The 23107-nt window shown below is 59.3% G+C and carries 24 protein-coding genes and 1 pseudogene; 12 read left to right on the top strand and 13 right to left on the bottom strand.

Annotation, left to right across the window (positions count from 1 at the left end; translation table 11 throughout):
* Positions 1 to 32: 32 nt before the first annotated feature.
* From OQ460_RS24145 to dadA, 5 genes are all read right to left on the bottom strand, one after another.
* The gene (locus OQ460_RS24145) at positions 33 to 443 is read right to left on the bottom strand and encodes a c-type cytochrome (protein ID WP_410022094.1); all 411 of its coding nucleotides are present in this window, start codon (positions 441 to 443) and stop codon (positions 33 to 35) included.
* 181 nt (positions 444 to 624) lie between these two features.
* Positions 625 to 1173: a cupin domain-containing protein gene (locus tag OQ460_RS24150; protein WP_410019778.1), complete on the bottom strand. Its 549-nt coding sequence runs from the start codon at positions 1171 to 1173 to the stop codon at positions 625 to 627.
* Positions 1174 to 1289: 116 nt separating this feature from the next.
* Positions 1290 to 2363 carry an alanine racemase gene (alr, locus tag OQ460_RS24155; protein ID WP_410019779.1) on the bottom strand — a complete coding sequence of 358 codons (1074 nt, stop codon included), beginning with the start codon at positions 2361 to 2363 and terminating at the stop codon, positions 1290 to 1292.
* 68 nt (positions 2364 to 2431) lie between these two features.
* Entirely contained in the window at positions 2432 to 2785 is a 354-nt protein-coding gene (locus OQ460_RS24160) for a RidA family protein (RefSeq protein WP_410019780.1), read from the bottom strand.
* On the bottom strand, positions 2757 to 4058 hold the full coding sequence (dadA, locus tag OQ460_RS24165; protein ID WP_410019781.1) for a D-amino acid dehydrogenase: 1302 nt from the start codon (positions 4056 to 4058) through the stop codon (positions 2757 to 2759). The genes OQ460_RS24160 and dadA overlap by 29 nt, the downstream gene beginning before the upstream one ends.
* A gap of 156 nt (positions 4059 to 4214) precedes the next feature.
* On the opposite strand from dadA, the gene OQ460_RS24170 reads away from it, so the two are divergent.
* Positions 4215 to 4703: an Lrp/AsnC ligand binding domain-containing protein gene (locus OQ460_RS24170; RefSeq protein WP_003206849.1), complete on the top strand. Its 489-nt coding sequence runs from the start codon at positions 4215 to 4217 to the stop codon at positions 4701 to 4703.
* A gap of 16 nt (positions 4704 to 4719) precedes the next feature.
* Here the strand turns inward: OQ460_RS24170 and OQ460_RS24175 are convergent, their stop codons facing one another.
* The gene (locus tag OQ460_RS24175) at positions 4720 to 5073 is read right to left on the bottom strand and encodes a YkgJ family cysteine cluster protein (RefSeq protein ID WP_410019782.1); all 354 of its coding nucleotides are present in this window, start codon (positions 5071 to 5073) and stop codon (positions 4720 to 4722) included.
* A gap of 115 nt (positions 5074 to 5188) precedes the next feature.
* Here OQ460_RS24175 and OQ460_RS24180 point away from each other — a divergent pair, with 115 nt between their 5' ends.
* On the top strand, positions 5189 to 6481 hold the full coding sequence (locus tag OQ460_RS24180; RefSeq protein WP_410019783.1) for an NAD(P)/FAD-dependent oxidoreductase: 1293 nt from the start codon (positions 5189 to 5191) through the stop codon (positions 6479 to 6481).
* Position 6482: 1 nt separating this feature from the next.
* Here OQ460_RS24180 and OQ460_RS24185 read toward each other — a convergent pair whose 3' ends face one another.
* A complete protein-coding gene (locus OQ460_RS24185) occupies positions 6483 to 6716 on the bottom strand; it encodes a DUF1127 domain-containing protein (protein ID WP_410019784.1) in 234 nt (77 codons plus the stop codon).
* Positions 6717 to 6881: 165 nt separating this feature from the next.
* Here OQ460_RS24185 and OQ460_RS24190 point away from each other — a divergent pair, with 165 nt between their 5' ends.
* Together OQ460_RS24190 and OQ460_RS24195 are read left to right on the top strand one after the other, a co-directional pair.
* Positions 6882 to 8315 (top strand): PLP-dependent aminotransferase family protein, encoded by a 1434-nt coding sequence (locus OQ460_RS24190; RefSeq protein ID WP_410019785.1) that lies wholly within the window; start codon positions 6882 to 6884, stop codon positions 8313 to 8315.
* 62 nt (positions 8316 to 8377) lie between these two features.
* Complete coding sequence (locus OQ460_RS24195; RefSeq protein WP_410019786.1) at positions 8378 to 9943, top strand: phospholipase D family protein; 1566 nt, start codon at positions 8378 to 8380, stop codon at positions 9941 to 9943.
* Here the strand turns inward: OQ460_RS24195 and OQ460_RS24200 are convergent.
* Together OQ460_RS24200 and OQ460_RS24205 are read right to left on the bottom strand one after the other, a co-directional pair.
* Positions 9940 to 11082: an MFS transporter gene (locus OQ460_RS24200; protein WP_410019787.1), complete on the bottom strand. Its 1143-nt coding sequence runs from the start codon at positions 11080 to 11082 to the stop codon at positions 9940 to 9942. The two genes, OQ460_RS24195 and OQ460_RS24200, sit on opposite strands and share 4 nt — an antisense overlap.
* A gap of 165 nt (positions 11083 to 11247) precedes the next feature.
* Positions 11248 to 12741, bottom strand: a complete 1494-nt coding sequence (locus OQ460_RS24205) for an aldehyde dehydrogenase (protein WP_410019788.1) — start codon at positions 12739 to 12741, stop codon at positions 11248 to 11250.
* Between the two features lie 228 nt (positions 12742 to 12969).
* Between OQ460_RS24205 and OQ460_RS24210 the strand changes: the two genes are divergently transcribed.
* Positions 12970 to 13332 carry a cupin domain-containing protein gene (locus OQ460_RS24210; RefSeq protein ID WP_410019789.1) on the top strand — a complete coding sequence of 121 codons (363 nt, stop codon included), beginning with the start codon at positions 12970 to 12972 and terminating at the stop codon, positions 13330 to 13332.
* 97 nt (positions 13333 to 13429) lie between these two features.
* Positions 13430 to 13636: an I78 family peptidase inhibitor gene (locus OQ460_RS24215; protein ID WP_410019790.1), complete on the top strand. Its 207-nt coding sequence runs from the start codon at positions 13430 to 13432 to the stop codon at positions 13634 to 13636.
* A gap of 94 nt (positions 13637 to 13730) precedes the next feature.
* Here the strand turns inward: OQ460_RS24215 and rpmG are convergent, their stop codons facing one another.
* Positions 13731 to 13886 (bottom strand): 50S ribosomal protein L33, encoded by a 156-nt coding sequence (gene rpmG, locus OQ460_RS24220; protein WP_003176906.1) that lies wholly within the window; start codon positions 13884 to 13886, stop codon positions 13731 to 13733.
* Between the two features lie 11 nt (positions 13887 to 13897).
* On the bottom strand, positions 13898 to 14131 hold the full coding sequence (gene rpmB, locus OQ460_RS24225) for a 50S ribosomal protein L28 (protein ID WP_007920377.1): 234 nt from the start codon (positions 14129 to 14131) through the stop codon (positions 13898 to 13900).
* Between the two features lie 458 nt (positions 14132 to 14589).
* Here rpmB and OQ460_RS24230 point away from each other — a divergent pair, with 458 nt between their 5' ends.
* The gene (locus OQ460_RS24230; protein WP_410019791.1) at positions 14590 to 16182 is read left to right on the top strand and encodes an ABC transporter substrate-binding protein; all 1593 of its coding nucleotides are present in this window, start codon (positions 14590 to 14592) and stop codon (positions 16180 to 16182) included.
* Positions 16183 to 16232: 50 nt separating this feature from the next.
* Here OQ460_RS24230 and radC read toward each other — a convergent pair whose 3' ends face one another.
* Positions 16233 to 16907, bottom strand: coding sequence for a RadC family protein (gene radC, locus OQ460_RS24235; RefSeq protein ID WP_410019792.1), 675 nt, complete (start codon positions 16905 to 16907; stop codon positions 16233 to 16235).
* A 130-nt stretch (positions 16908 to 17037) separates the two neighbouring features.
* On the opposite strand from radC, the gene coaBC reads away from it, so the two are divergent.
* The 4 genes and pseudogenes from coaBC to argB all read left to right on the top strand — a co-directional run bounded on the left by coaBC (position 17038) and on the right by argB (position 21292).
* The gene (gene coaBC / locus OQ460_RS24240) at positions 17038 to 18246 is read left to right on the top strand and encodes a bifunctional phosphopantothenoylcysteine decarboxylase/phosphopantothenate--cysteine ligase CoaBC (protein ID WP_410019793.1); all 1209 of its coding nucleotides are present in this window, start codon (positions 17038 to 17040) and stop codon (positions 18244 to 18246) included.
* 5 nt (positions 18247 to 18251) lie between these two features.
* Entirely contained in the window at positions 18252 to 18707 is a 456-nt protein-coding gene (gene dut / locus OQ460_RS24245) for a dUTP diphosphatase (protein WP_005792483.1), read from the top strand.
* 255 nt (positions 18708 to 18962) lie between these two features.
* Positions 18963 to 20366, top strand: a pseudogene (locus OQ460_RS24250) (phosphomannomutase/phosphoglucomutase); the annotation flags it as partial.
* A 20-nt stretch (positions 20367 to 20386) separates the two neighbouring features.
* Positions 20387 to 21292 carry an acetylglutamate kinase gene (gene argB, locus OQ460_RS24255; RefSeq protein WP_410019794.1) on the top strand — a complete coding sequence of 302 codons (906 nt, stop codon included), beginning with the start codon at positions 20387 to 20389 and terminating at the stop codon, positions 21290 to 21292.
* Positions 21293 to 21562: 270 nt separating this feature from the next.
* Here argB and pyrE read toward each other — a convergent pair whose 3' ends face one another.
* On the bottom strand, positions 21563 to 22207 hold the full coding sequence (pyrE, locus tag OQ460_RS24260; RefSeq protein ID WP_410019795.1) for an orotate phosphoribosyltransferase: 645 nt from the start codon (positions 22205 to 22207) through the stop codon (positions 21563 to 21565).
* An 82-nt stretch (positions 22208 to 22289) separates the two neighbouring features.
* Here pyrE and OQ460_RS24265 point away from each other — a divergent pair, with 82 nt between their 5' ends.
* Positions 22290 to 23069, top strand: coding sequence for an exodeoxyribonuclease III (locus OQ460_RS24265; protein ID WP_003176915.1), 780 nt, complete (start codon positions 22290 to 22292; stop codon positions 23067 to 23069).
* The last annotated feature ends 38 nt before the right edge of the window (positions 23070 to 23107 follow it).

Raw genomic sequence — 23107 nt, forward strand, 5'->3', positions numbered from 1 at the left:
GGTCAGCGGCTTTTTCAACGAAGATCGGCCTGTTACAACCCGGACATCTTCTTGATCGCACCCTTCAGGTCTTCATCCGAGCAATCGGCACAGGTACCTTTTGGCGGCATGGCGTTGATCCCGGTGATCGCCTTGGCCAGGATGCCATCGAGGCCGCCCTGGTGGTCGGCACGTTCTTTCCAGGCTGCGGTGTCACCGATTTTCGGTGCGCCCAGCAAACCGGTGCTGTGGCAGGCAGTGCAGTGCTTGGCAATGATATCGTCCGGCGTTTTCGCGCCGCCGCCACCCGCTGCTACAGCGACTTCCATCCCCTTGCATTCTTCGCCTTGAACACAGACCTTCCCGACGGGTTCAAGTCGCTTGGCAATCTCATCATTGGTCGCAGCTTGAGCGCTGACAGCCCAAAGGGCCAGTACGGTTGCTGGTACAGCCAGCATTTTCATAATTAGGTTCACGCGTTCACCCTCATGGTGGCTATTCACGCCTGCGGCCACGGTTTCGCAGGCGGCGAAAGTATAACGGTTAGCCCGTCGCGCTGAAACAACCCTATTGTCCAAAGGGAGATTCAGCATGACGGAATACAACTGCGGACACCTCTGCAAGGTAGGCAGGGCGCCTCTTTTATTAAAAGTTCGCGGGTGTGGCTGCGCTGATTAGTCGCGCCGGCACCTCGAACGGATTACGGAAACGGTGCGGCTTGGTGCTTTCAAAGTAGTAGCTATCGCCGGCCTCAAGCACAAAAGTTTCAAGGCCCACCACCAGTTCCAGGCGCCCTTCCAGCAAAATCCCGGTCTCCTCGCCCTCGTGGGTGAGCATTTCATCACCGGTATCGGCACCCGGCGGGTAGATTTCGTTTAAAAACGCGATCGCCCGGCTTGGATGCGCCCGGCCCACCAGTTTCATGGTCACCGCGCCATCGGAGATATCGATCAGCTCATTGGCTTTATAGACGATCTGGGTCGGTTTTTCCTGGAGGATTTCCTCGGAGAAAAATTCGACCATGGACATGGGGATGCCGCCCAAGACCTTGCGCAAGGAACTGATAGAAGGGCTGACACTGTTTTTCTCGATCATCGAAATGGTGCTGTTGGTGACGCCCGCACGCTTGGCGAGTTCACGCTGGGAAAGACCCTTGAGTTTACGGATGGATTGCAGTCGTTCGCCGACGTCCAATGCAGGAGCCTCCTAGGATTCAGGCTTTGTTGTAATTGAGCGTTATCATGGCGACAGCGTTCAGTATTTACAACACTTTGACCTGAATCCCGGTCGACGTCGTTTGCCGGCAACGGCTAAGCGCCGGAATAGACGCGTGGCACTCGCCGCAGGTTGCAGAAAATCTGATACGGGATGGTATCGGCAGCCGTGGCAACATCACTGGCGAGGATATTTTTGCCCCACAGTTCGACCGTCGATCCCAGGTCCGCCTGCGGGACATCGGTCAGATCGATACACAGCATGTCCATCGACACCCGTCCCAACAACTGGCTGCGCTGGCCGGCAACCAGCACCGGTGTACCCGTGGGGGCATGGCGTGGATACCCATCGGCATACCCCATGGCAACTACGCCAATGCGCATCGGTTTCTGGGTGATGAATCGGGCGCCATAGCCTACTGGCTCGCCAGCCGGCAACTCACGCACGCTGATGACTTTCGACTCCAGGGTCATCACCGGCTGCAAGCGCGCGGCAATGGCCTGGTTTTCGCCAAATGGCGTGGCGCCGTAGAGCATGATCCCTGGACGTACCCAGTCGCTGGATACACTCGGCCAGCCCATGACAGATGGCGAGTTGCGTAGGCTGACTTCGGCCGCCAAGCCCTGGCGCGCCGCTTCAAACACGGCGACCTGTTCGTCGCTGCTCGCACAGTCCAGCTCATCGGCGCGGGCGAAATGGCTCATCAGCACAATCTTCGTCACTTTGCCGCTGGCCAGCAGGCGCTGGTAGGCGTCGTGATAGTCCTTTGGGTGCAATCCGACACGGTGCATGCCCGAATCCAGCTTCAGCCAGACCGTAAGCGGCGCGCTCAAGGCCGCTTGTTCAATCGCCTCCAACTGCCACAACGAGTGCACTACGCACCAGAGGTCATGCTCGATGATCAGCGGCAGTTCGTCTGCTTCGAAAAAGCCTTCCAGCAAGAGTATCGGCCCACTGATACCGGCAGCTCGCAACTCCAGCGCTTCTTCGATACAGGCCACGGCAAAGCCATCTGCCTGGGCTTGCAACGCCTGGGCTACGCGCACTGCGCCATGACCATAGGCATCAGCCTTGACCACGGCAAGAGCCTTGGCCCCCGTCAGTTCACGCGCCAATTGGTAGTTGTGGCGCAAGGCTTGAAGATCGATCAGGGCACGGGCTGGGCGCATGGAGGCTGGCTTCTGGGCGGCGGAGGAAGGAAAAACCGGCGCCAACTACAGCGGCACCGGGATCATATTTAAGGCAGGGCGGCCACGACGGACAGTTCTACCAGGATTTGCGGTTCGCACAGTTTCGACTCAACCGTGGCACGGGCCGGTGCTACGCCTTTAGGTAGCCACTGGTCCCATACCGCGTTCATCCCGGCGAAATCGGCATCGATGTCTTTCAGGTAGATCGTCACCGAAAGCAATTTGCTCTTGTCGGTGCCCGCCAGGTCGAGCAAACGCTCGATATTGGCGAGGGTCTCACGAGTCTGCTGTTCAATCCCGGCACTCATGTCGTCGCCGACTTGCCCCGCCAGATAGACGGTACCACTGTGAACAACGATCTGACTCATGCGCTCATTGGTGAGCTGGCGCTGGATTGACATGTTTTGCGGACTCCTGTGGATTGCCGTAACGGGAAATATCGAGGCCTTCGGCGCTGATCTGCGGGGTTTTCCTTGCTATCAGGTCCGCCAGCAAACGACCAGAACCACAGGCCATGGTCCAACCGAGGGTCCCATGGCCAGTGTTCAAGAACAGGTTTTTGAATACGGTAGCGCCGACAATCGGGGTGCCGTCCGGTGTAGTAGGCCGCAGGCCGGTCCAGAAACTGGCCTGGGACAGATCACCGCCCTGAGGATAAAGGTCGTTGACGATCATCTCCAGAGTTTCCCGTCGACGCGGGTTCAAGGACAGGTCAAAACCGGCAATTTCAGCCATGCCCCCCACCCGGATGCGGTTGTCGAAACGGGTGATCGCCACCTTGTAGGTTTCGTCGAGGATAGTCGAGGTCGGCGCCATTGCTCCGTTTGTGATCGGCACGGTCAGGGAATAGCCCTTGAGTGGATACACCGGCGCCTTGATTCCCAGCGGTTTGAGCAACTGCGGTGAATAACTACCAAGCGCCAGCACATAACGATCGGCAGTCTCCAGCTTGCCGTCGATCCACACGCCGTTGATACGGTCACCGGCAGAATCGAGGCGCTGGATGTCTTGCCCGAAACGGAATTCGACGCCCAACTTGATTGCCATTTGCGCCAGGCGGGTGGTGAACATCTGGCAGTCGCCAGTCTGATCGTTAGGCAGGCGCAGGGCACCGGCCAGGATATCGGTGACACCGGCCAGGGCCGGCTCGACGCGGGCAATACCGGCACGGTCCAGCAACTCGAAGGGTACGCCGGACTCTTTCAGCACCGCGATGTCCTTGGCGGCCCCATCCAACTGGGCCTGAGTGCGGAACAACTGGGTGGTGCCCAGATTGCGGCCTTCGTAGGCGATGCCGGTTTCGCTGCGCAGCTCGTCGAGGCAGTCACGGCTGTACTCGGACAGGCGCACCATGCGCTCCTTGTTCACCGCGTAACGGCTGGCGGTGCAGTTACGCAGCATCTGCGCCATCCACAGGTATTGGTCGACGTCGGCGGTGGCCTTGATAGCCAGTGGCGCGTGGCGCTGCAGCAGCCATTTGATAGCCTTGAGCGGCACGCCTGGTGCAGCCCATGGCGAAGCGTAGCCAGGTGAAACCTGACCAGCGTTAGCGAAACTGGTCTCCATGGCAACAGCCGGCTGGCGGTCGACCACGACCACTTCGAAACCGGCCCGCGCCAAATAGTAGGCACTGGCCACACCAATGACACCGCTACCCAAGACCAAAACCCGCATTTTTATACCCTCATCACGGCCTGACCGCTGACGTTTGTTGTTCAGCACAAAGATGTCGGCAGTATAAAAAGCATTTGCCAGTGCATTTCACTATATAAATGCCTATATTTGGCGACAATTCTCGGCAAAAACCCTTTTCATGGAGGAGTATCCCCTATGCGGACCAACACTCAGACCAAGCGGGAGCTGGACAAGATTGATCGCAATATCCTGCGCATCCTGCAGGCGGACGGACGGATATCGTTTACCGAACTGGGGGAGAAGGTCGGCCTGTCGACTACGCCTTGCACCGAACGGGTCCGGCGCCTGGAGCGCGAGGGGATCATCATGGGCTACAACGCACGGCTCAATCCGCAGCATTTGAAGGGAAGCCTGCTGGTGTTTGTCGAGATCAGCCTCGACTACAAATCCGGCGATACCTTTGAAGAGTTCCGACGGGCCGTGCTGAAACTGCCCCATGTGCTGGAATGCCACCTGGTGTCAGGGGATTTCGACTATTTGGTGAAGGCACGGATTTCCGAGATGGCCTCGTACCGCAAATTGCTGGGCGATATTTTGCTCAAGCTGCCCCATGTACGGGAGTCCAAAAGCTACATCGTGATGGAAGAAGTGAAGGAGAGCCTGAACCTGCCCATCCCGGATTGAACAGCGGCTCAAGGGATCAGACCAGCACCTGTCGCGTCGTCGCCATGTAGTCATGGATCTGCTTCTCCACCCGCGGATGAATCAGCTCCACCGGGCGCCGGCCGTTGGGACAGGGCAGGCTGGGCGTGGTGCCAAACAGCCGGCAGATCAATGGTCGCTCGTCATACACGGTGCAACCGTTGGGCCCCAGATGTACGCAATTCAACTCGTCCATGGCCGCTTGCTGCTCGCCTGCCGTCTTGCGCGGCAGGCGCGACATTTCCTCAGTGGACGTAGTCACCGGCCCACAGCAGTCATGGCAGCCCGGCACGCATTCGAATGAAGGAATCTGCCGACGCAACGCGCTGACTTTCTGACTGTTACAACTCATCGAAGCACATACCGAACGGCGAATAGGCGTGAATTCTGCCTTAAAAATCCCTGGTGAGACAGCTTGGGCCGACCGCTGTATCCTGCGTCAAATTTTCCAGACACGGATGCTTCCCATGACCGCCAGCGCCCGGCACGCCGCTTCCTACTACGCCGCCAGCAGCCTGCCTCAACCTGATTACCCTGCGCTGACGGGCGAGGTGGTGGTTGATGTGTGCGTGATCGGCGGTGGGTTTTCCGGGCTGAACACCGCGCTGGAGCTGGCCGAACGAGGCTTTAGCGTGGCGCTGCTGGAGGCCCGCAAGATCGGTTGGGGTGCCAGCGGGCGCAACGGCGGGCAATTGATCCGTGGCGTGGGCCACGGCCTGGACCAATTCACGAGCATCGTCGGTACCGACGGCGTACGCGAAATGAAGCTGATGGGCCTGGAAGCCGTAGAGATCGTGCGCCAGCGAGTCGAGCGCTTCCAGATCGACTGCGACCTGACCTGGGGCTACTGCGACCTGGCCAACAAACCCCGCGACCTGGAAAGCCTGGCCGCCGATGCCGAGGAACTTCACGGCCTGGGCTATCGCCATGAACTGCGCCTGCTGCAAGCGGGGCAAATGCGCAGCGTAATCGGCTCCGACCGCTACGTCGGCGGCATGATCGATATGGGCTCCGGCCACTTGCACCCGTTGAACCTGGTCCTCGGTGAAGCCGCCGCGGCGCAGCAATTGGGGGTCAAGCTGTTTGAACAGTCGCAAGTGTTGCGTATCGACTACGGCCCTGAAGTCAAAGCCCACACCGCCCAAGGCTGCGTGCGAGCCAAAACCCTGGTGCTGGCGTGCAATGCCTATTTGAACGGCCTCAACCCGCACCTCAGCGGCAAGGTACTGGCCGCCGGCAGCTACATCATTGCCACCGAGCCCTTGAGCGAAGCGCAAGCTGCGCAGCTGTTGCCGCAGAACATGGCGGTGTGTGACCAGCGGGTGACTGTGGATTACTTCCGCCTTTCGGCAGACCGACGCTTGCTGTTCGGTGGCGCCTGTCATTATTCGGGACGGGATCCCAAGGATATCGGCGCGTACATGCAGCCCAAAATGCTAAAAGTCTTCCCACAACTGGCCGACGCCAAAATCGACTATCAGTGGGGTGGCATGATCGGCATCGGCGCCAATCGCCTGCCGCAGATTGGTCGTCTCGCGGACCAGCCCAACGTGTACTTCGCCCAGGCCTACGCCGGCCACGGTCTGAACGCTACTCACCTGGCGGGCAAACTGTTGGCCGAAGCCATCAGCGGCCAGCAAAGCGCCCGCTTCGACCTGTTTGCCAAAGTGCCGCACATTACCTTCCCCGGCGGCAAACACTTGCGTTCGCCGCTCCTGGCACTGGGAATGCTCTGGCACCGCTTGAAAGAGCTGGTCTGAATCACCCGCGCCAGAACGGTTTCAAACCTTCCTGGCGCGCCTGTTCGACATTCAGCCCGATATCGTGCAATTGCTCGTGGGTCAGTTCAAGCAAGGCCTTGCGCGTATACCGGCGGCGCCAGAACAGTGCCCAGCGACTGATCGCTGCCGGCTCCAGCCCCACCATCGACCGCCGCTGCCCAGCTTCCAGTTCCTGATTGCGTAATACCAGCCGCACATCACTCAAGCCGCTCATCGTCCTGCCCTCATTTGCCTGTTGCCATGAGTGACTAGAATGAGTCCACAAGCAAAACCATTACAGATCCAGCAACACTTTATTAAATCCATACAGTTGCTGCCTATCTGCGATTGAATCCTGTATTTTGTCCTCATCTGTACTGGTCACTCAGGAGCGACCACCATGACTCTCTACGTCAACCTCGCGGAACTGTTGGGCACCCGTATCGAACAGGGCTTCTATCGTCCAGGCGACCGGCTACCCTCGGTACGGGCCTTGAGCGTCGAGCACGGGGTCAGCCTGAGTACCGTGCAGCAGGCCTACCGCGTATTGGAAGACCACGGCCTGGCGATGCCAAAACCCAAGTCCGGCTACTTCGTCCCGGCAGGACGTGAGCTGCCGGCACTGCCGGCGGTGGGTCGCCCGGCGCAGCGGCCGGTGGATATTTCCCAGTGGGACCAGGTGCTGGAACTGATACGCGCCGTACCGCGAAAAGATGTCATACAGCTGGGGCGAGGTATGCCCGATGTCTTGTCTCCCACGCTCAAGCCGCTTCTACGCAGCCTGGCGCAGGTCAGTCGGCGCCAGGACTTGCCTGGCCTGTACTACGACAATATCTACGGCTGTATGGAGTTGCGTGAGCAAGTTGCCCGACTGTCACTGGACTCAGGCTGTCAGCTCGACGCCCGGGACATCGTGATCACCACCGGTTGTCACGAAGCCTTGTCCGCCAGCATCCGTGCCATTTGCGAACCTGGCGATATTGTCGCAGTGGACTCACCCAGCTTCCATGGCGCCATGCAGACGCTCAAGGGGCTGGGCATGAAAGCCCTGGAAATCCCTACGGACCCGCTGACCGGCATCAGTCTCGAAGCCTTGGAGCTGGCCCTGGAGCAGTGGCCGATCAAGGTCATCCAGCTGACACCCAACTGCAACAATCCGTTGGGCTACATCATGCCGGAAGCCCGCAAGCGCGCACTGCTGACCCTGGCCCAACGCTATGACGTGGCGATCATCGAAGACGATGTGTATGGCGAGCTGGCCTATAGCTACCCTCGCCCGCGCACCATCAAATCCTTCGATGAGGACGGCCGTGTCCTGCTCTGCAGTTCGTTCTCGAAAACCCTGGCACCGGGTCTAAGGATTGGCTGGGTAGCCCCCGGGCGCTACCTGGAGCGGGTGCTGCACATGAAATACATCAGCACCGGCTCCACCGCCACCCAACCACAGATCGCCATCGCCGAGTTTCTGAAGAACGGTCACTTCGAGCCTCATTTACGGCGGATGCGCAGCCAATACCAGCGCAATCGCGACCTGATGCTCGACTGGGTCAGCCGTTATTTTCCCGATGGCACCCGGGCCAGCCGCCCTCAAGGCAGCTTCCTGTTGTGGATCGAACTGCCAGAAGGCTTTGACACCCTGAAGCTCAATCGCGCGCTGGTCGAGCAAGGTGTGCAGATTGCCGTCGGCAGTATCTTTTCCGCGTCCGGTAAATACCGTAACTGCCTGCGAATGAACTACGCTGCCAAACCAACGCCGCAGATTGAAGAAGCAGTGCGCAAGGTCGGCGCTGCGGCGAGCAGAATGCTGGCCAAAGTCGAACAGGGCCTGGACTGACCTTTCAGGAAGAACAGCCGTCATATGCCAACAACTGCATTGATCCGGAACCCACAGCCTTGATGAGCCAGCGGCTTTTAGCGTTTTTCCTGTTAGGGCTGCTGAGCCTGGGCGGTTGCGCCAACATGAGCGTGCCACGCGAACCCAGCCAGGCGTTACCGGCGACAGACTCGTCCTTTGGCCGCTCGATCCAGGCCCAGGCCGCGCCCTACCTGGGCCGCTCCGGGTTTCGGCTGTTGCCTAACAGCAGCGAAGCGTTCATGGCCCGCGCCGAACTGATCCGTAACGCCCGCGCCAGCCTCGATCTGCAGTACTACATCGTCCACGACGGCATCAGTACGCGCATGCTGGTGGACGAGTTGCTCAAAGCCGCTGACCGGAGCGTACGAATACGTATCCTGCTGGACGACACCACCAGCGACGGACTCGACCAGATCATCGCCACCCTGGCCGCACATCCGCAGATCCAGATCCGCCTGTTCAATCCACTGCACCTGGGCCGCAGCACCGGCGTGACCCGCGCCATGGGCCGACTGTTCAACCTGTCGCGCCAGCACCGGCGTATGCACAACAAGCTGTGGCTGACCGACAACAGCGTGGCGATTGTCGGCGGGCGCAACCTGGGCGATGAGTATTTTGATGCCGAGCCCAATCTGAATTTCACCGATATCGACATGCTCAGCGTCGGGCCGGTAGCCGAGCAACTGGGTCACAGTTTCGATCAGTATTGGAACAGCGCACTGAGCAAACCCATTGATCAATTCATCTCCAGCGCACCGTCCTCACGAGACTTGGCCGTCATGCGTTCGCAACTGGAAGACTCCCTCGCCCAGTCCCGCCAGCAAAGTCATGTGCTGTACAACCGCCTGAGTGCCTACAAGACCCAGCCGCGCATGGACATCTGGCGTCGCGAGTTGATCTGGGCCTGGAACCAGGCGCTGTGGGACGCACCGAGCAAGGTGCTGGCCAAGGCCGATCCCGACCCGCAATTGTTGCTGACCACTCAACTGGGTCCGGAACTGGAAGGTGTCAGCCAGGAACTGATGATGATTTCATCCTACTTCGTGCCCGGCGAGCCCGGCTTGCTGTACCTGACCGGCCGGGCCGACGCCGGAGTATCGGTCAGCCTGCTGACCAATGCCCTGGAAGCCACCGACGTACCGGCCGTGCATGGCGGCTACGCACCGTATCGCAAGGCGCTGCTCGAGCACGGGGTGAAACTCTATGAACTGCGCCGCCAAACGGGCGATAGCGGCGGCAGCGGGCCGCACCTGCTGGGCAGCCGCTCGATCTACGGCTCGGACTCGAGCCTGCATAGCAAGGCGATGATTTTTGATCGGAAAAAGTCGTTTATCGGCTCCTTCAACTTCGACCCGCGCTCGGTGTTGTGGAACACCGAAGTCGGTGTGCTGGTAGACAGCCCGCAACTTGCCGAACATGTACGCAACCTTGCGCTGCAAGGCATGGCGCCGGCCTTGAGCTATGAAGCGAAACTGCAGGAGGGCCACGTGGTGTGGGTAACCGAGGACAATGGCCAGTTGCACACCCTGGCCCGTGAACCCGGGACGTGGTGGCGACGGTTCAATGCCTGGTTTGCCACCACGGTCGGGCTGGAGCGCATGCTTTAGGCCAACTGCACGGTGCCGAAAGCGCCCTGACGCAGCAACAGAACCACCAGGCCCAACGCCCCCGCCGCCATCAGTAACGGCACCGCGTGCCCATTGATCCACTGGCTGCCGGCGCCAGCCACCAAAGGCCCGATCAGGCAGCCAATCCCCCACAGCTGGGCAATGTGGGCGTTGGCCCGCACCAGCGCATCGTCGCGATAACGCTCGCCGATCAAGATCAACGACAAGGTGAACAGCCCTCCGGCACTGGCGCCGAACAGCACCCATATCGGCCAGATCAGCCACGTATCCAAAAACACCGGAATCGCCAGGCTAGACGCCAGCAACAACACAGCACAGGCAAGAAACAGAGTGCGCCGGGGCAGGTAATCCGCCAACACGCCTATCGGCAATTGCAGCAACGCGTCGCCCACTACCACCGTACTGACCATCGCCAAGGCGATTTCGGCGGTGAAGCCTTGTTGCAGACAGTACACCGGCAACAACGTGAGAATCATCGCTTCAAACGCAGCAAACAACGCCACTGCCCAGGCAATCGCCGGCAAGCCCCGACAAAACCGCAGCAGGTCTCCAAAGGTCACACTGAAAGAGTCGGCAGTCGGCGCCCCAGTACGCCCGAGCAACAGCACAGGCGAGATGATCAGCAGCCCTGCACCGACCCAGAAGCCGAGATCATTGTCGGTGCCGAGGACGCCTAACAGCAGCGGGCCCGACAGCTGGCTCAAGGCATAACTGCAGCCATACAGCGCCACCAATCGGCCACGCAAGCGCTCCACCACCAGTTGGTTGATCCAACTCTCACCCAAAATAAACACGATGGTCAGGATCACACCGATCATCAATCGCAGCACCAACCACACCGGGTAACTGGGCAACACCGCGAGCAAACCAATGGAGATTGCCCCGGCCCACAGGCACAGGCGCATCAGATTCGCCGTGCCAAACCCAGCGGCGAGGCGGCTGGATACTTTGGCCCCCAGCAACACCCCGAACGCGGGCATGGCCGCCATGACCCCGATGGCAAAACTGCCATAGCCCCAACTTTCCAGGCGCAGCGATACCAGCGGCATGCTCACGCCCAACGCAAGGCCGACGCTCAGCACCGAGCACAGGACGGCGAAATAAGTCGCCCAACGCATTACTACGCTCCTGTAGATGATTATCAGGTCACACAAAACAGTGTGGGAGCGGGCTTGCTCGCGAAGGCGGGGTTTCAGTCAGCACATGTATGACTGACCCATCGCCTTCGCGAGCAAGCCCGCTCCCACCTTGGATCTACTGCAATTTGGTCCCTGGGTCCCGACTTACAGTTTGATCCAGGTCGCCTTCAGTTCGGTGTACTTGTCGAACGCATGCAGCGACTTGTCACGGCCATTACCCGACTGTTTGAAGCCACCAAAAGGTGCAGTCATATCGCCGCCATCGTACTGGTTGACCCAAACGCTGCCAGCTCGCAGGGCCTTGGCGGTCAGGTGTGCCTTGGAGATGTCGGACGTCCACACCGCGGCGGCCAGACCGTACGGGGTGTCGTTGGCAATCGCCACGGCTTCTTCGGCACTGTCGAAGGTGATCACCGACAGTACCGGGCCGAAGATCTCTTCCTGGGCGATTTTCATGGCGTTGGTCACACCGTCGAAAATCGTCGGTTCAACGTAAGTGCCCCCGGTTTCCTGCAAGGTACGCTTGCCACCGGCCACCAGCTTGGCGCCATCGGCGTGTCCCGCCTCGATATACGACAGCACGGTGTTCATCTGCTGAGTGTCCACCAGCGCACCAACGTTGGTGGCCGGGTCCAGTGGGTTGCCCGGCTTCCAGCCCTTGAGGGCCTCGATCACCAGTGGCAGGAATGTATCCTTGATGGAGCGCTCTACCAACAGGCGTGAGCCAGCGGTGCAGACTTCGCCCTGGTTGAACGCAATGGCGCCTGCGGCCGACTCAGCGGCAGCCTGCAGGTTTGGCGCATCGGCAAACACGATGTTGGGGCTCTTGCCACCGGCTTCCAGCCAGACGCGCTTCATGTTCGACTCACCGGAATAGATCATCAATTGCTTGGCGATCTTGGTGGAACCGGTGAATACCAGGGTGTCGACGTCCATATGCAGCGCCAAGGCCTTGCCCACGGTGTGGCCATAGCCCGGCAAGACGTTGAGCACGCCCTTGGGAATACCGGCCTCAACAGCCAGTGCGGCGATGCGGATGGCCGTCAGCGGAGATTTTTCGGACGGCTTGAGCACCACCGAGTTACCCGTAGACAGCGCAGGCCCCAGCTTCCAGCAGGCCATCATCAGCGGGAAGTTCCACGGCACGATGGCACCCACCACACCCACCGGCTCACGGGTCACCAGACCCAACTGATCATGTGGGGTCGCGGCAACTTCGTCGTAAATCTTGTCGATGGCCTCGCCGCTCCAGCTCAGTGCCTGGGCTGCACCTGGGATATCGATACCCAGGGAATCGCTGATCGGCTTGCCCATGTCCAGGGTTTCCAGCAGCGCCAGCTCTTCGGCGTTAGCCTTGAGCAGCGCGGCGAAACGGATCATGGTGGCCTTGCGCTTGGCAGGAGCCAGGCGTGACCAGACGCCAGAGTCAAAGGTAGCGCGGGCGTTTTCAACCGCGCGCTGGGCGTCGGCGACGTCACAGCTGGCGACCGCGGTCAGCAGGCGGCCGTCCACCGGGCTGATACATTCGAATGTGTCGCCGGAAACGGCAGAGGTGTATTCGCCATTGATGTAGGCGCGGCCTTCGATCTTCAGATCCTTGGCGCGTTGTTCCCAGTCGGCACGGGTCAGGGTGGTCATGCGAGTGTCCTCCTCTTATTAAGTAAAGCGCCTGGTAAGTCCCCAGCCACCTTCAAAGAATGCTTGCCCGGCCAGCCATCTGTTCGGCTCAAGGCACCCGCCACCCTAAACCAGCCACCGGGGATGTTTCAATATATTTGACATAACAGCAGCAAACGCCCTTGCGATGTTCATTTTAATAAACATAGACTTTGGCTCTACAACCACGGGCCTAGACGGGACACGCACATGAGCATTCAGAATATCGTCGACTTCAGCCAGGCCAGCACCGCCGCCGAACGCTACAGCCCCGCCGCAGAAAAAATCCTCAAGGGCGACCCGCAACAAACGGTCTACAACCATTACAACAGCCCCTGTGGCCAGATGAATGCCGGGGTCTGGGAGGGGGAAGTCGGACAATGGAAGGTGAACTATACCGAGCACGAGTATTGCGAAATCGTCCAGGGCGTTTCGGTGCTGCGTGATACCGATGGCAATGCCAAGACTCTGCGCGCCGGTGACCGCTTCGTGATTCCGGCTGGTTTCAGCGGCACCTGGGAGGTGCTGGAAACCTGTCGCAAGATCTACGTGGTGTTCGAAAGAAAAGCCTGATTATTTATCTACCTCCCTTGTCCGCACACGCTACGCGACTCTGCTGCACTGCCTTGAGCCCAAGGCACGCGATGAGATCAACAGAGCAGGAGGTAGCATGACCAGGCTTACCGATGAACAGGTAATCGACGACTTTCAGCACATCATCGGCCAGCAATACTCACAGGCCATTCTTCGTGAGGTGCAACAGGAAAGCCTACGCCCGGTTCGAGCCGGCCATTACGGCACCACGGATTATTGCCCAGAGCGCATCAACCTGGAGATGGATGAGCAGGGTGTGATTACAGGCATCACCTTTGGCTGAAGCAAAAGGCCCCCAGAACTGTCGACTGGGCTTTTCGAGGGCAAAAAAAACCCGCATCGTGAGATGCGGGCTTTTTCACAAGAAAGAAAACCAATTACTTGATTTTGCCTTCTTTGTAGATCACATGCTTGCGAACGCGCGGGTCGAACATTTTCTTTTCGAGCTTGTCCGGGGTAGTACGCTTGTTCTTGTCGGTAGTGTAGAAGTGACCAGTACCGGCGCTAGAGATCATTCGAATCAATTCACGCATGATATAGCTCCTTAGATTTTGCCGTCGCGGCGCAGTTCAGCGAGCACGACAGTGATGCCACGCTTGTCGATGATGCGCATGCCTTTGGCAGATACGCGCAGACGGACAAAACGTTTCTCTTCTTCAACCCAAAAGCGGTGATGCTGCAGGTTTGGCAGGAAACGACGACGGGTTTTGTTGTTTGCGTGGGAAATGTTATTCCCAGTCACCGGACCCTTACCGGTAACTTGACAGACTCTCGACATGCCTCAGCCCTCTAAACCTCATGCCCAACCCGGCATGGGTTGGCCGCTTAATCTCTCAGTCATTTGGCGCCAGGCGCCGCGTTTCTTTAAGGGTCTTACCGGCTACACCTACAAGCGAAGGAACCGGGCCCCTAGAAAAGAGCGCTGCTTTATACCAGAAAGACCCAAGCGCAACAACAGCCGGTGTGCATTTCCCAGGCTAAATCTGCTGTGTGGAGGCCTGAACCGCCGCCACAACAGGGCCACGCGCAAATACACCGCTCGTCGCACAGAATGATTTACTGCCCCCGCGCTCACCGCAATGTGCCGGGCCAAAAGACGTGAGGCACCATCAAAACAGCATTTTCCATAAAAGCACAGCCAAAAATGGACTAGTCATTTTCCAGTCAGACTACTACGGTAGGACTTTTCCAGACTGCACTCGCAGATGGGTCTTCGATCTGCAAAGGAAACCAGATATGCGCCTCGCAGCCCTACCGCTATTGTTTGCCCCTCTTTTTATTGCGCCGCTGGCGCAGGCGGCCACTTACCTGAGCGTTTGCACCGAGGCCAGTCCCGAAGGGTTCGACGTGGTGCAGTACAACTCGTTGACAACTACCAACGCATCGGCTGATGTACTGATGAATCGCCTGGTGGACTTCGACTCTGCCAGTGGCAAGTTGACGCCCAGCCTGGCCGACAGCTGGGAGGTATCGCCGGATGGGCGGACTTACACATTCACGTTGCATCCGGACGTCAAATTCCACCGCACCGGATATTTCACCCCGACTCGCACCCTGACCGCCGAAGACGTGCGCTTCAGCTTCGAGCGCATGCTCGACCCGGCCAATCCATGGCACAAGGTTGCGCAAAGCGGCTTCCCACACGCCCAATCCCTGCAGTTGCCAGCCCTGATCAAGAAAATCGACGCCCTGGACCCGCTGACTGTGCGCTTTACCCTGGATCACGCCGACTCGACGTTCCTGGCCACACTGAGCATGGGATTTGCCTCGATCTACCCTGCCGAATACGCCGATAAACTGCTCAAGGCCGGCACGCCCGAAAAACTCAACAGCCAGCCTATCGGTACCGGCCCGTTTATCTTCGGGCGCTTCCAGAAAGACGCTTCGATTCGCTACAAGGCCAACCCGAATTACTTCGCCGGCAAACCCGCTGTGGACAACTTGATCTTTGCCATCACCCCGGACGCCAATGTGCGCTTGCAGAAGTTGCGCCGTGACGAATGCCAGATTGCCCTGTCTCCCAAACCGCTGGATATCGGCGAAGCCCGGCAGGACACCAAGCTCAAGGTTGAACAAACCGCAGCGTTCATGACCGCGTTCGTGGCCATCAACAGCCAGCATCCGCCCTTGGACAAACCCGAAGTTCGTCAGGCCATCAACCTGGCCTTCGATAAGACCAGCTACCTCAAAGCCGTGTTTGAAGGCACCGCCGAAGCGGCCAACGGCCCTTATCCACCTACCACCTGGGGTTATGCCAAAGAACTGCCCGGCTATCCCCTGGATATCGCCAAGGCCAAGGCATTGCTGGCCCGCGCCGGACTCGAGGAAGGCTTCAAAACCACAATCTGGACCCGACCTTCGGGCAGCCTGCTGAACCCTAACCCGGCCCTTGGCGCCCAATTGTTGCAGGCCGACCTGGCCAAAGTCGGCATCCAGGCAGACATCCGCGTGATCGAATGGGGCGAGCTGATCCGCCGCGCCAAGGCCGGCGAGCATGACCTGCTGTTTATGGGTTGGGCCGGCGACAATGGCGATCCGGATAACTTCCTGACCCCGCAGTTTTCCTGCGCAGCCGTGAAGTCCGGGACCAACTTCGCCCGCTACTGCGACCCGGCACTGGACAAATTGATAAGTGCCGGCAAGACCACCAACGAGCAAGGAGTGCGCAGCAAGCTATATCAGCAGGCCCAGACGCAGATCCAGCAACAGGCATTATGGCTACCCCTGGCGCACCCCACGGCCTTTGCCTTGACGCGCAAGAATGTCGAGGGGTATCAGATCAGCCCGTTCGGGCGCCAGGATTACTCCAAGGCCAGCGTCAAACCGTAATCTGCAGGCTGCAAGCTACTTGTGGTTTGCAGCCTGCTATGACTCTGCTCCTACATCCAGCCGTATTCCGCCATCGACAGCGGGTCGCCCTCGCCTACGATGATGTGGTCCAGCACTCGCACATCGACGACCTCAAGGGCTTTTTGCAGAACCCTGGTCAGACTTCGATCCGCGATACTCGGCTCGGCGCTTCCGGACGGATGGTTGTGGCACAGGATCAAGGCCGCTGCATTATGCGCCAGGGCACGCTTGACCACTTGCCGGGGATAAACAGTGGCGTTGTCGATCGTGCCCTGAAACAACGCCTCGAACCCCAACACTCGATGCCTGGAATCAAGAAACAGGCAGCCGAATATTTCGTGGGGTTCATGACGCAGTAGCGCCTTGAGGTAATCACGCACGGCCAGGGGGCTCTCGAGCACCGAATCGTTGCGTACGCGCTCGGCCAGATGCCGTCGGGACATTTCCAGCACTGCCTGCAGCTGCGCAAACTTTGCCGGCCCCAGCCCCAGATGTTGGCTGAACACCACCTGCTCCGCCTCCAACAGCCCACGCAAGCTGCCAAATTGCACCAGAAGATGGCGCGCCAGGTCCACCGCACTTTTGCCAGACACCCCCGTACGCAAGAAAATCGCCAGCAGCTCAGCATCCGAAAGGCTCGCTGCACCCCACTCCAAAAGCTTCTCCCGCGGACGCTCCGCTGCCGGCCAATCGCGAATACTCATAGCACCTCCCTGTGCATGTGCGCCGCTGTTGCAAGACGGTCGCTGTGTTATCGTAGCCCCTCTTTTTGCGTGCGATTTCTCCTGGGGAGGGGGGATCGCAACGCCTTCACTGAACTGGAAAGGCAAGCCAATGCAGCGTCTGTATCGGAAACGCATCGTTCTCGGCGTCGGCGGCGGCATTGCCGCCTACAAGAGCGCAGAGCTGGTTCGCCGGCTTCTGGACCATGGCGCGGAAGTGCGCGTGGTCATGACCCGTGGCGGCAGCGAATTCATTACGCCTTTGACCATGCAGGCGCTATCGGGCCATCCAGTACACCTGGACCTGCTGGACCCTGCAGCCGAAGCTGCAATGGGCCATATCGAACTGGCCAAATGGGCAGACCTGGTGCTGATAGCACCAGCCACCGCCGACCTGATCGCCCGCCTTGCACAAGGCATTGCCGACGACCTGCTGACCACCCTCGTGCTGGCCACCGACGCAACCGTCGCCATCGCCCCGGCGATGAATCAGGCCATGTGGCGTGACCCGGCTACCCAGGCCAACACCCAACTGCTACAAAGCCGTGGCCTCAAGGTCTTCGGCCCGGCTTCCGGCAGCCAGGCCTGTGGCGATGTCGGCCTGGGCCGCATGCTCGAAGCCAACGACTTGGCGCTGTGCGCCGCCGAGTGCTTCCAGCACTTGGCCCTGACCGGCAGGCACGTATTGATTACCGCCGGCCCGACCCAGGAAAATATCGACCCGGTGCGCTACATCACCAACCATAGCTCAGGCAAAATGGGCTTTGCCCTGGCCGAAGCTGCGGTTGAGGCAGGCGCTCGCGTCACCCTGATCACTGGCCCGGTGCATTTGCCGACGCCGGATCGAGTCACGCGCATCGACGTGGTCAGCGCCCGGGACATGCTGGCGGCCTGCGAGGCAGCGATTCCCTGCGACCTGTTTATCGCCTCGGCGGCGGTAGCGGATTACCGCCCTGAAGTCGTTGCGCCACAGAAACTCAAGAAAGACCCTACAAGTGGCGACGGCCTGCTCCTGCAAATGGTCCGTAACCCGGACATTCTGGCTACCATCGCAACCCGTTCGGATCGTCCGTTCAGCGTCGGTTTCGCCGCCGAGACCGAACACTTGCTGGACTACGCCGCGCGCAAATTGAAAGACAAGAACCTCGACCTGATCGTTGCCAATGATGTCGCCAACCCGAGCATCGGCTTCAACAGCGAGGAAAACGCCTGCAGCGTGATCGATCGCGATCTGCATGCCACCCTTTTCGCGCAGACCAGCAAGGGCAAGATTGCCCGTCAACTGATCTCCTTTATCGCCCAACGGCTGAACCAGGTTTAATTTCCATGCACGCTTTGCAAGCCAAGATCCTCGACCCCCGCATCGGCAACGAATTCCCACTGCCGGCCTACGCCACACCGGGCTCCGCCGGCCTGGACCTGCGCGCCATGCTCAAGGAGGACACCATCCTTGAGCCGGGCCAGACCATCCTGATCCCCACCGGTCTGTCGATCTACGTCGGCGATCCAGGCCTGGCAGCGCTGATCCTGCCGCGCTCCGGCCTGGGCCACAAACACGGGATCGTGCTGGGCAACCTGGTGGGCCTGATCGATTCCGACTACCAGGGCGAACTGATGGTCTCCTGCTGGAACCGTGGCCAGACTGCGTTCAACATCGCCGTCGGTGAACGTATCGCACAACTGGTGCTGGTGCCAGTCGTGCAGGCACACTTCGAGCTGGTACAGGAGTTTGACGAAACTCAGCGCGGCGCAGGTGGTTTCGGGCATTCCGGCAGCCACTGACTTCGTTGAGACAAGCCGGGTGCCCCACCCGGCTTGCGGGCCATGCATCACCCTTAAGGAAGAAGAATAAGCAGTTCTAATCAGTAAGATTTTTATTTAAAAATCAATGTGTTAGACAAACAGAAAAGCCGTGTTTCGGCCGCGATGGCATTTTTGCACCACGAACTCTATGCCAGAAACACCGTCTTACCTTTCAGTTTGAGCCTGCTGTTCAGCAATATTCAGGCCTGCCCAGCCCCGTATCCATGGAGTTTCCCAGTGATGAGCAACGCAGCCCACGTCGCACCGATCTTTCCCGACAGCATTTTCCGCGCCTATGACATCCGTGGTGTCGTTCCCAAAACCCTGACTGCCGAAACCGCCTACTGGATCGGCCGCGCCATTGGTTCCCAGAGCCTGGCCCAGGGCGAAGCAAATGTTTCGGTAGGTCGTGACGGCCGCCTGTCCGGCCCCGAGCTGGTCGAGCACTTGATCCAGGGCCTGGCTGACAGCGGTTGCGATGTTAGCAATGTCGGCCTGGTACCAACACCTGCGCTGTACTACGCCGCCAACGTGCTGGCCGGCAAATCGGGCGTGATGCTCACCGGCAGCCACAACCCTTCGGACTACAACGGCTTCAAGATCGTGATCGCGGGCGACACCCTGGCCAACGAACAGATCCAGGCGCTGCACACGCGCCTCAAGACCAATGACCTGACCCGTGGCGAGGGCAGCATCACCCGGGTCGATATTCTTCAGCGTTACTCGGATAAGATCACTGGCGACATCAAGCTCGACCGCCGCCTGAAAGTGGTGGTGGATTGCGGCAACGGCGCAGCCGGCGTGATCGCCCCACAACTGCTCGAAGCCTTGAACTGCGAAGTGATCCCGCTGTTTTGCGAGGTCGACGGCAATTTCCCCAACCATCACCCGGATCCGGGCAAGCCTGAGAACCTGGTGGACTTGATCGCCAAGGTCAAGGAAGTCGGCGCCGACGTTGGCCTGGCATTCGACGGCGACGGTGACCGCGTTGGCGTGGTGACCAACACCGGCAGTATCGTGTTCCCGGACCGCCTGCTGATGCTCTTTGCCCGTGATGTTGTGGCCCGCAATCCAGGCGCCGAAATCATCTTTGACGTGAAATGTACTCGTCGCCTGACGCCGCTGATCAAGGAATACGGCGGTCGGCCACTGATGTGGAAGACCGGCCACTCGCTGATCAAAAAGAAAATGAAGGAAACCGGTGCCCTGCTGGCCGGCGAAATGAGTGGCCACGTGTTCTTCAAGGAGCGCTGGTTCGGTTTTGATGACGGCATTTATAGCGCGGCGCGCCTGCTGGAGATCCTCAGCAAGGAAAAAGCCACGGCTGAAGAGCTGTTCCAGACCTTTCCGAATGATATTTCCACGCCGGAAATCAATATCCATGTGACCGAAGAGAGCAAATTCAGCATCATTGACGCACTGCACGATGCGCAATGGGGCGAAGGCGCCAACCTGACCACCATTGATGGTGTGCGAGTCGATTATGCCGAAGGCTGGGGCCTGGTTCGCGCGTCCAACACCACACCGGTGCTGGTCCTGCGTTTCGAGGCGGATACCGAGGCCGAGTTGCAGCGCATCAAGGACGTGTTCCACGCCCAGTTGAAACGTGTTGCCCCTGATCTCCAATTACCGTTCTGATTTTTGCCCCGGAGCCCTGAATGACCCTCGAACGCGAAGCCGCTGCCAATACCGCCAAGGTCCTTTCCGAAGCGTTGCCTTATATTCGACGCTATGTCGGCAAGACGCTGGTGATCAAGTACGGCGGCAATGCCATGGAAAGCGAAGAGCTGAAAACCGGCTTTGCCCGCGACATCGTGATGATGAAAGCCGTGGGTATCAACCCGGTAGTGGTACACGGCGGCGGTCCGCAAATCGGCGACCTGCTCAAGCGCCTGTCCATCGAGAGTCACTTCATCGACGGTATGCGCGTCACTGATGCACAGACCATGGACGTCGTGGAAATGGTCCTCGGCGGCCAGGTCAACAAAGACATCGTGAACCTGATCAACCGTCACGGCGGCAGCGCCATCGGCCTGACCGGCAAAGACGCGGAGCTGATTCGCGCGAAAAAACTCACGGTCACTCGCCAGACCCCAGAGATGACCCAACCGGAAATCATCGACATCGGCCAGGTGGGCGAAGTGATCGGGATCAACACCGATCTGCTGAACCTGCTGGTCAAAGGTGACTTCATTCCGGTAATCGCGCCTATCGGTGTGGGTGCCAATGGCGAGTCCTACAACATCAACGCCGACCTGGTGGCCGGCAAGGTCGCTGAAGCGCTGAAGGCCGAGAAGTTGATGCTGCTGACCAACATCGCCGGCCTGATGGATAAGTCAGGCCAGGTGCTGACGGGCCTGACCACTCAGCAGGTGGATGACCTGATCGCTGACGGCACCATCTATGGCGGCATGCTGCCGAAGATCCGATGCGCACTGGAGGCAGTACAAGGCGGCGTCGGCAGCTCGTTGATTATCGATGGCCGGGTACCAAATGCGGTCCTGCTGGAAATCTTCACCGACACCGGCATGGGTACGCTGATCAGTAACCGCAAGCGTCCGTAACCGCTGGAACAAAAATCTATGGTCACCCCCGCACCCTGCGAAAGCGTAGCCCTCGCAGGGTGCGGGGGTGACCATCTCATTAGCCCCCGTTCAACCTGATTGAACGGGGGCTTTTTTATGTGCGCCAATCTGCAGCAGAGTGGAGATCCCCTGTGGGAGCGGGCTTGCTCGCGATGACGATTTGTCAGTCAACATCAGTGTTGAATGCACTACCGCTATCGCGAGCAAGCCCGCTCCCACACAAGCCTGCCACCCACATGGGCTGCTGTGTCAGACACCGAACTGCTCGCGGTACGCTTTGACAGCCGGCAAATGCTGCTTGAGCTGCGGATCGTCTTCCAGGAACTGCAAGACCTGGTTCAACGAAACAATGCTCACAACCGGAATACCGAAATCACGCTCCACTTCCTGGATCGCCGACAACTCACCGTTGCCACGCTCCTGGCGGTTCAGCGCGATCAGTACGCCAGCGGCCCTGGCGCCGTCCTGGGAAGCGATGATCTGCATCACTTCACGAATGGCAGTACCTGCGGTGATCACGTCGTCGATGATCAACACATCGCCCTCGAGCGGTGCCCCGACCAGGCTACCGCCTTCGCCGTGAGCCTTGGCTTCCTTGCGGTTGAAGCACCATGGCAAATCCTGCCCGTGGTGTTCAGCCAGTGCCACAGCGGTCGCGGCGGCCAACGGAATACCTTTGTAGGCCGGGCCAAACAGCACGTCGAAGGAAATACCACTTTCAACAATGGCAGCGGCGTAGAAACGCCCCAACTGCGCCAGGGCAGAACCGGAGTTGAACAGGCCGGCATTGAAGAAATACGGACTGGTACGCCCCGACTTGAGGGTGAACTCACCGAAGCGCAAAACTCCGCGATCGATGGCAAAACGAATGAAATCGCGTTGATACGCCTGCATGAAAAAAGCCTCAGATACCACGGATTTAGCTAATTAGGTGGACGGCGTGTATCATACACGCACGTGATTTTTGGGGCCATTTATGCGGATCATCAGTGTGAACGTTAATGGTATTCAGGCTGCAGTCGAGCGTGGTTTGCTCAGTTGGCTGCAAGCCCAGAATGCCGACGTCATCTGCCTGCAGGACACCCGCGCCTCCGCCTTTGAACTGGACGACCCAGCCTTCCAACTGGATGGCTACTTCCTTTATGCCTGCGATGCCGAAGTCCCTGCCCAAGGTGGCGTGGCTTTGTATTCGCGGTTGCAACCCAAGGCGGTCATCAGCGGCCTCGGCTTCGAGACAGCCGACCGCTACGGGCGCTACCTGCAAGCCGATTTCGACAAGGTCAGCATCGCGACCTTGCTGCTTCCATCAGGGCAGAACGGCGATGAAGACTTGAACCAGAAGTTCAAGCTAATGGACGATTTCGCCCGTTACCTGGATAAACAGCGGCGCAAACGTCGCGAGTACATTTATTGTGGCTCGCTGTATGTGGCGCAACAGAAGCTGGATATCAAGAACTGGCGCGACAGCCAGCAATCCCCGGGCTTCCTGGCGCCGGAACGGGCCTGGATGGACGAGATTGTCGGCAATATGGGCTATGTGGATGCCCTGCGCGAAGTCAGCCGCGAAGGCGACCAGTACAGCTGGTGGCCAGACAACGAACAGGCTGAGATGCTCAATCTGGGCTGGCGGTTTGACTACCAGTTGCTGACCCCTGGCCTGCGCCGCTTTGTACGCAGCGCACGCCTGCCGCGTCAGCCGCGCTTTTCGCAACACGCGCCACTGATCGTGGACTACGACTGGACCTTGACCATCTGAGGTCATTGCCCAGGCACAAAAAAACCGACAGCAATGTC

This window comes from Pseudomonas imrae, assembly GCF_046352735.2.
GTDB classification, from domain to species: domain Bacteria; phylum Pseudomonadota; class Gammaproteobacteria; order Pseudomonadales; family Pseudomonadaceae; genus Aquipseudomonas; species Aquipseudomonas imrae.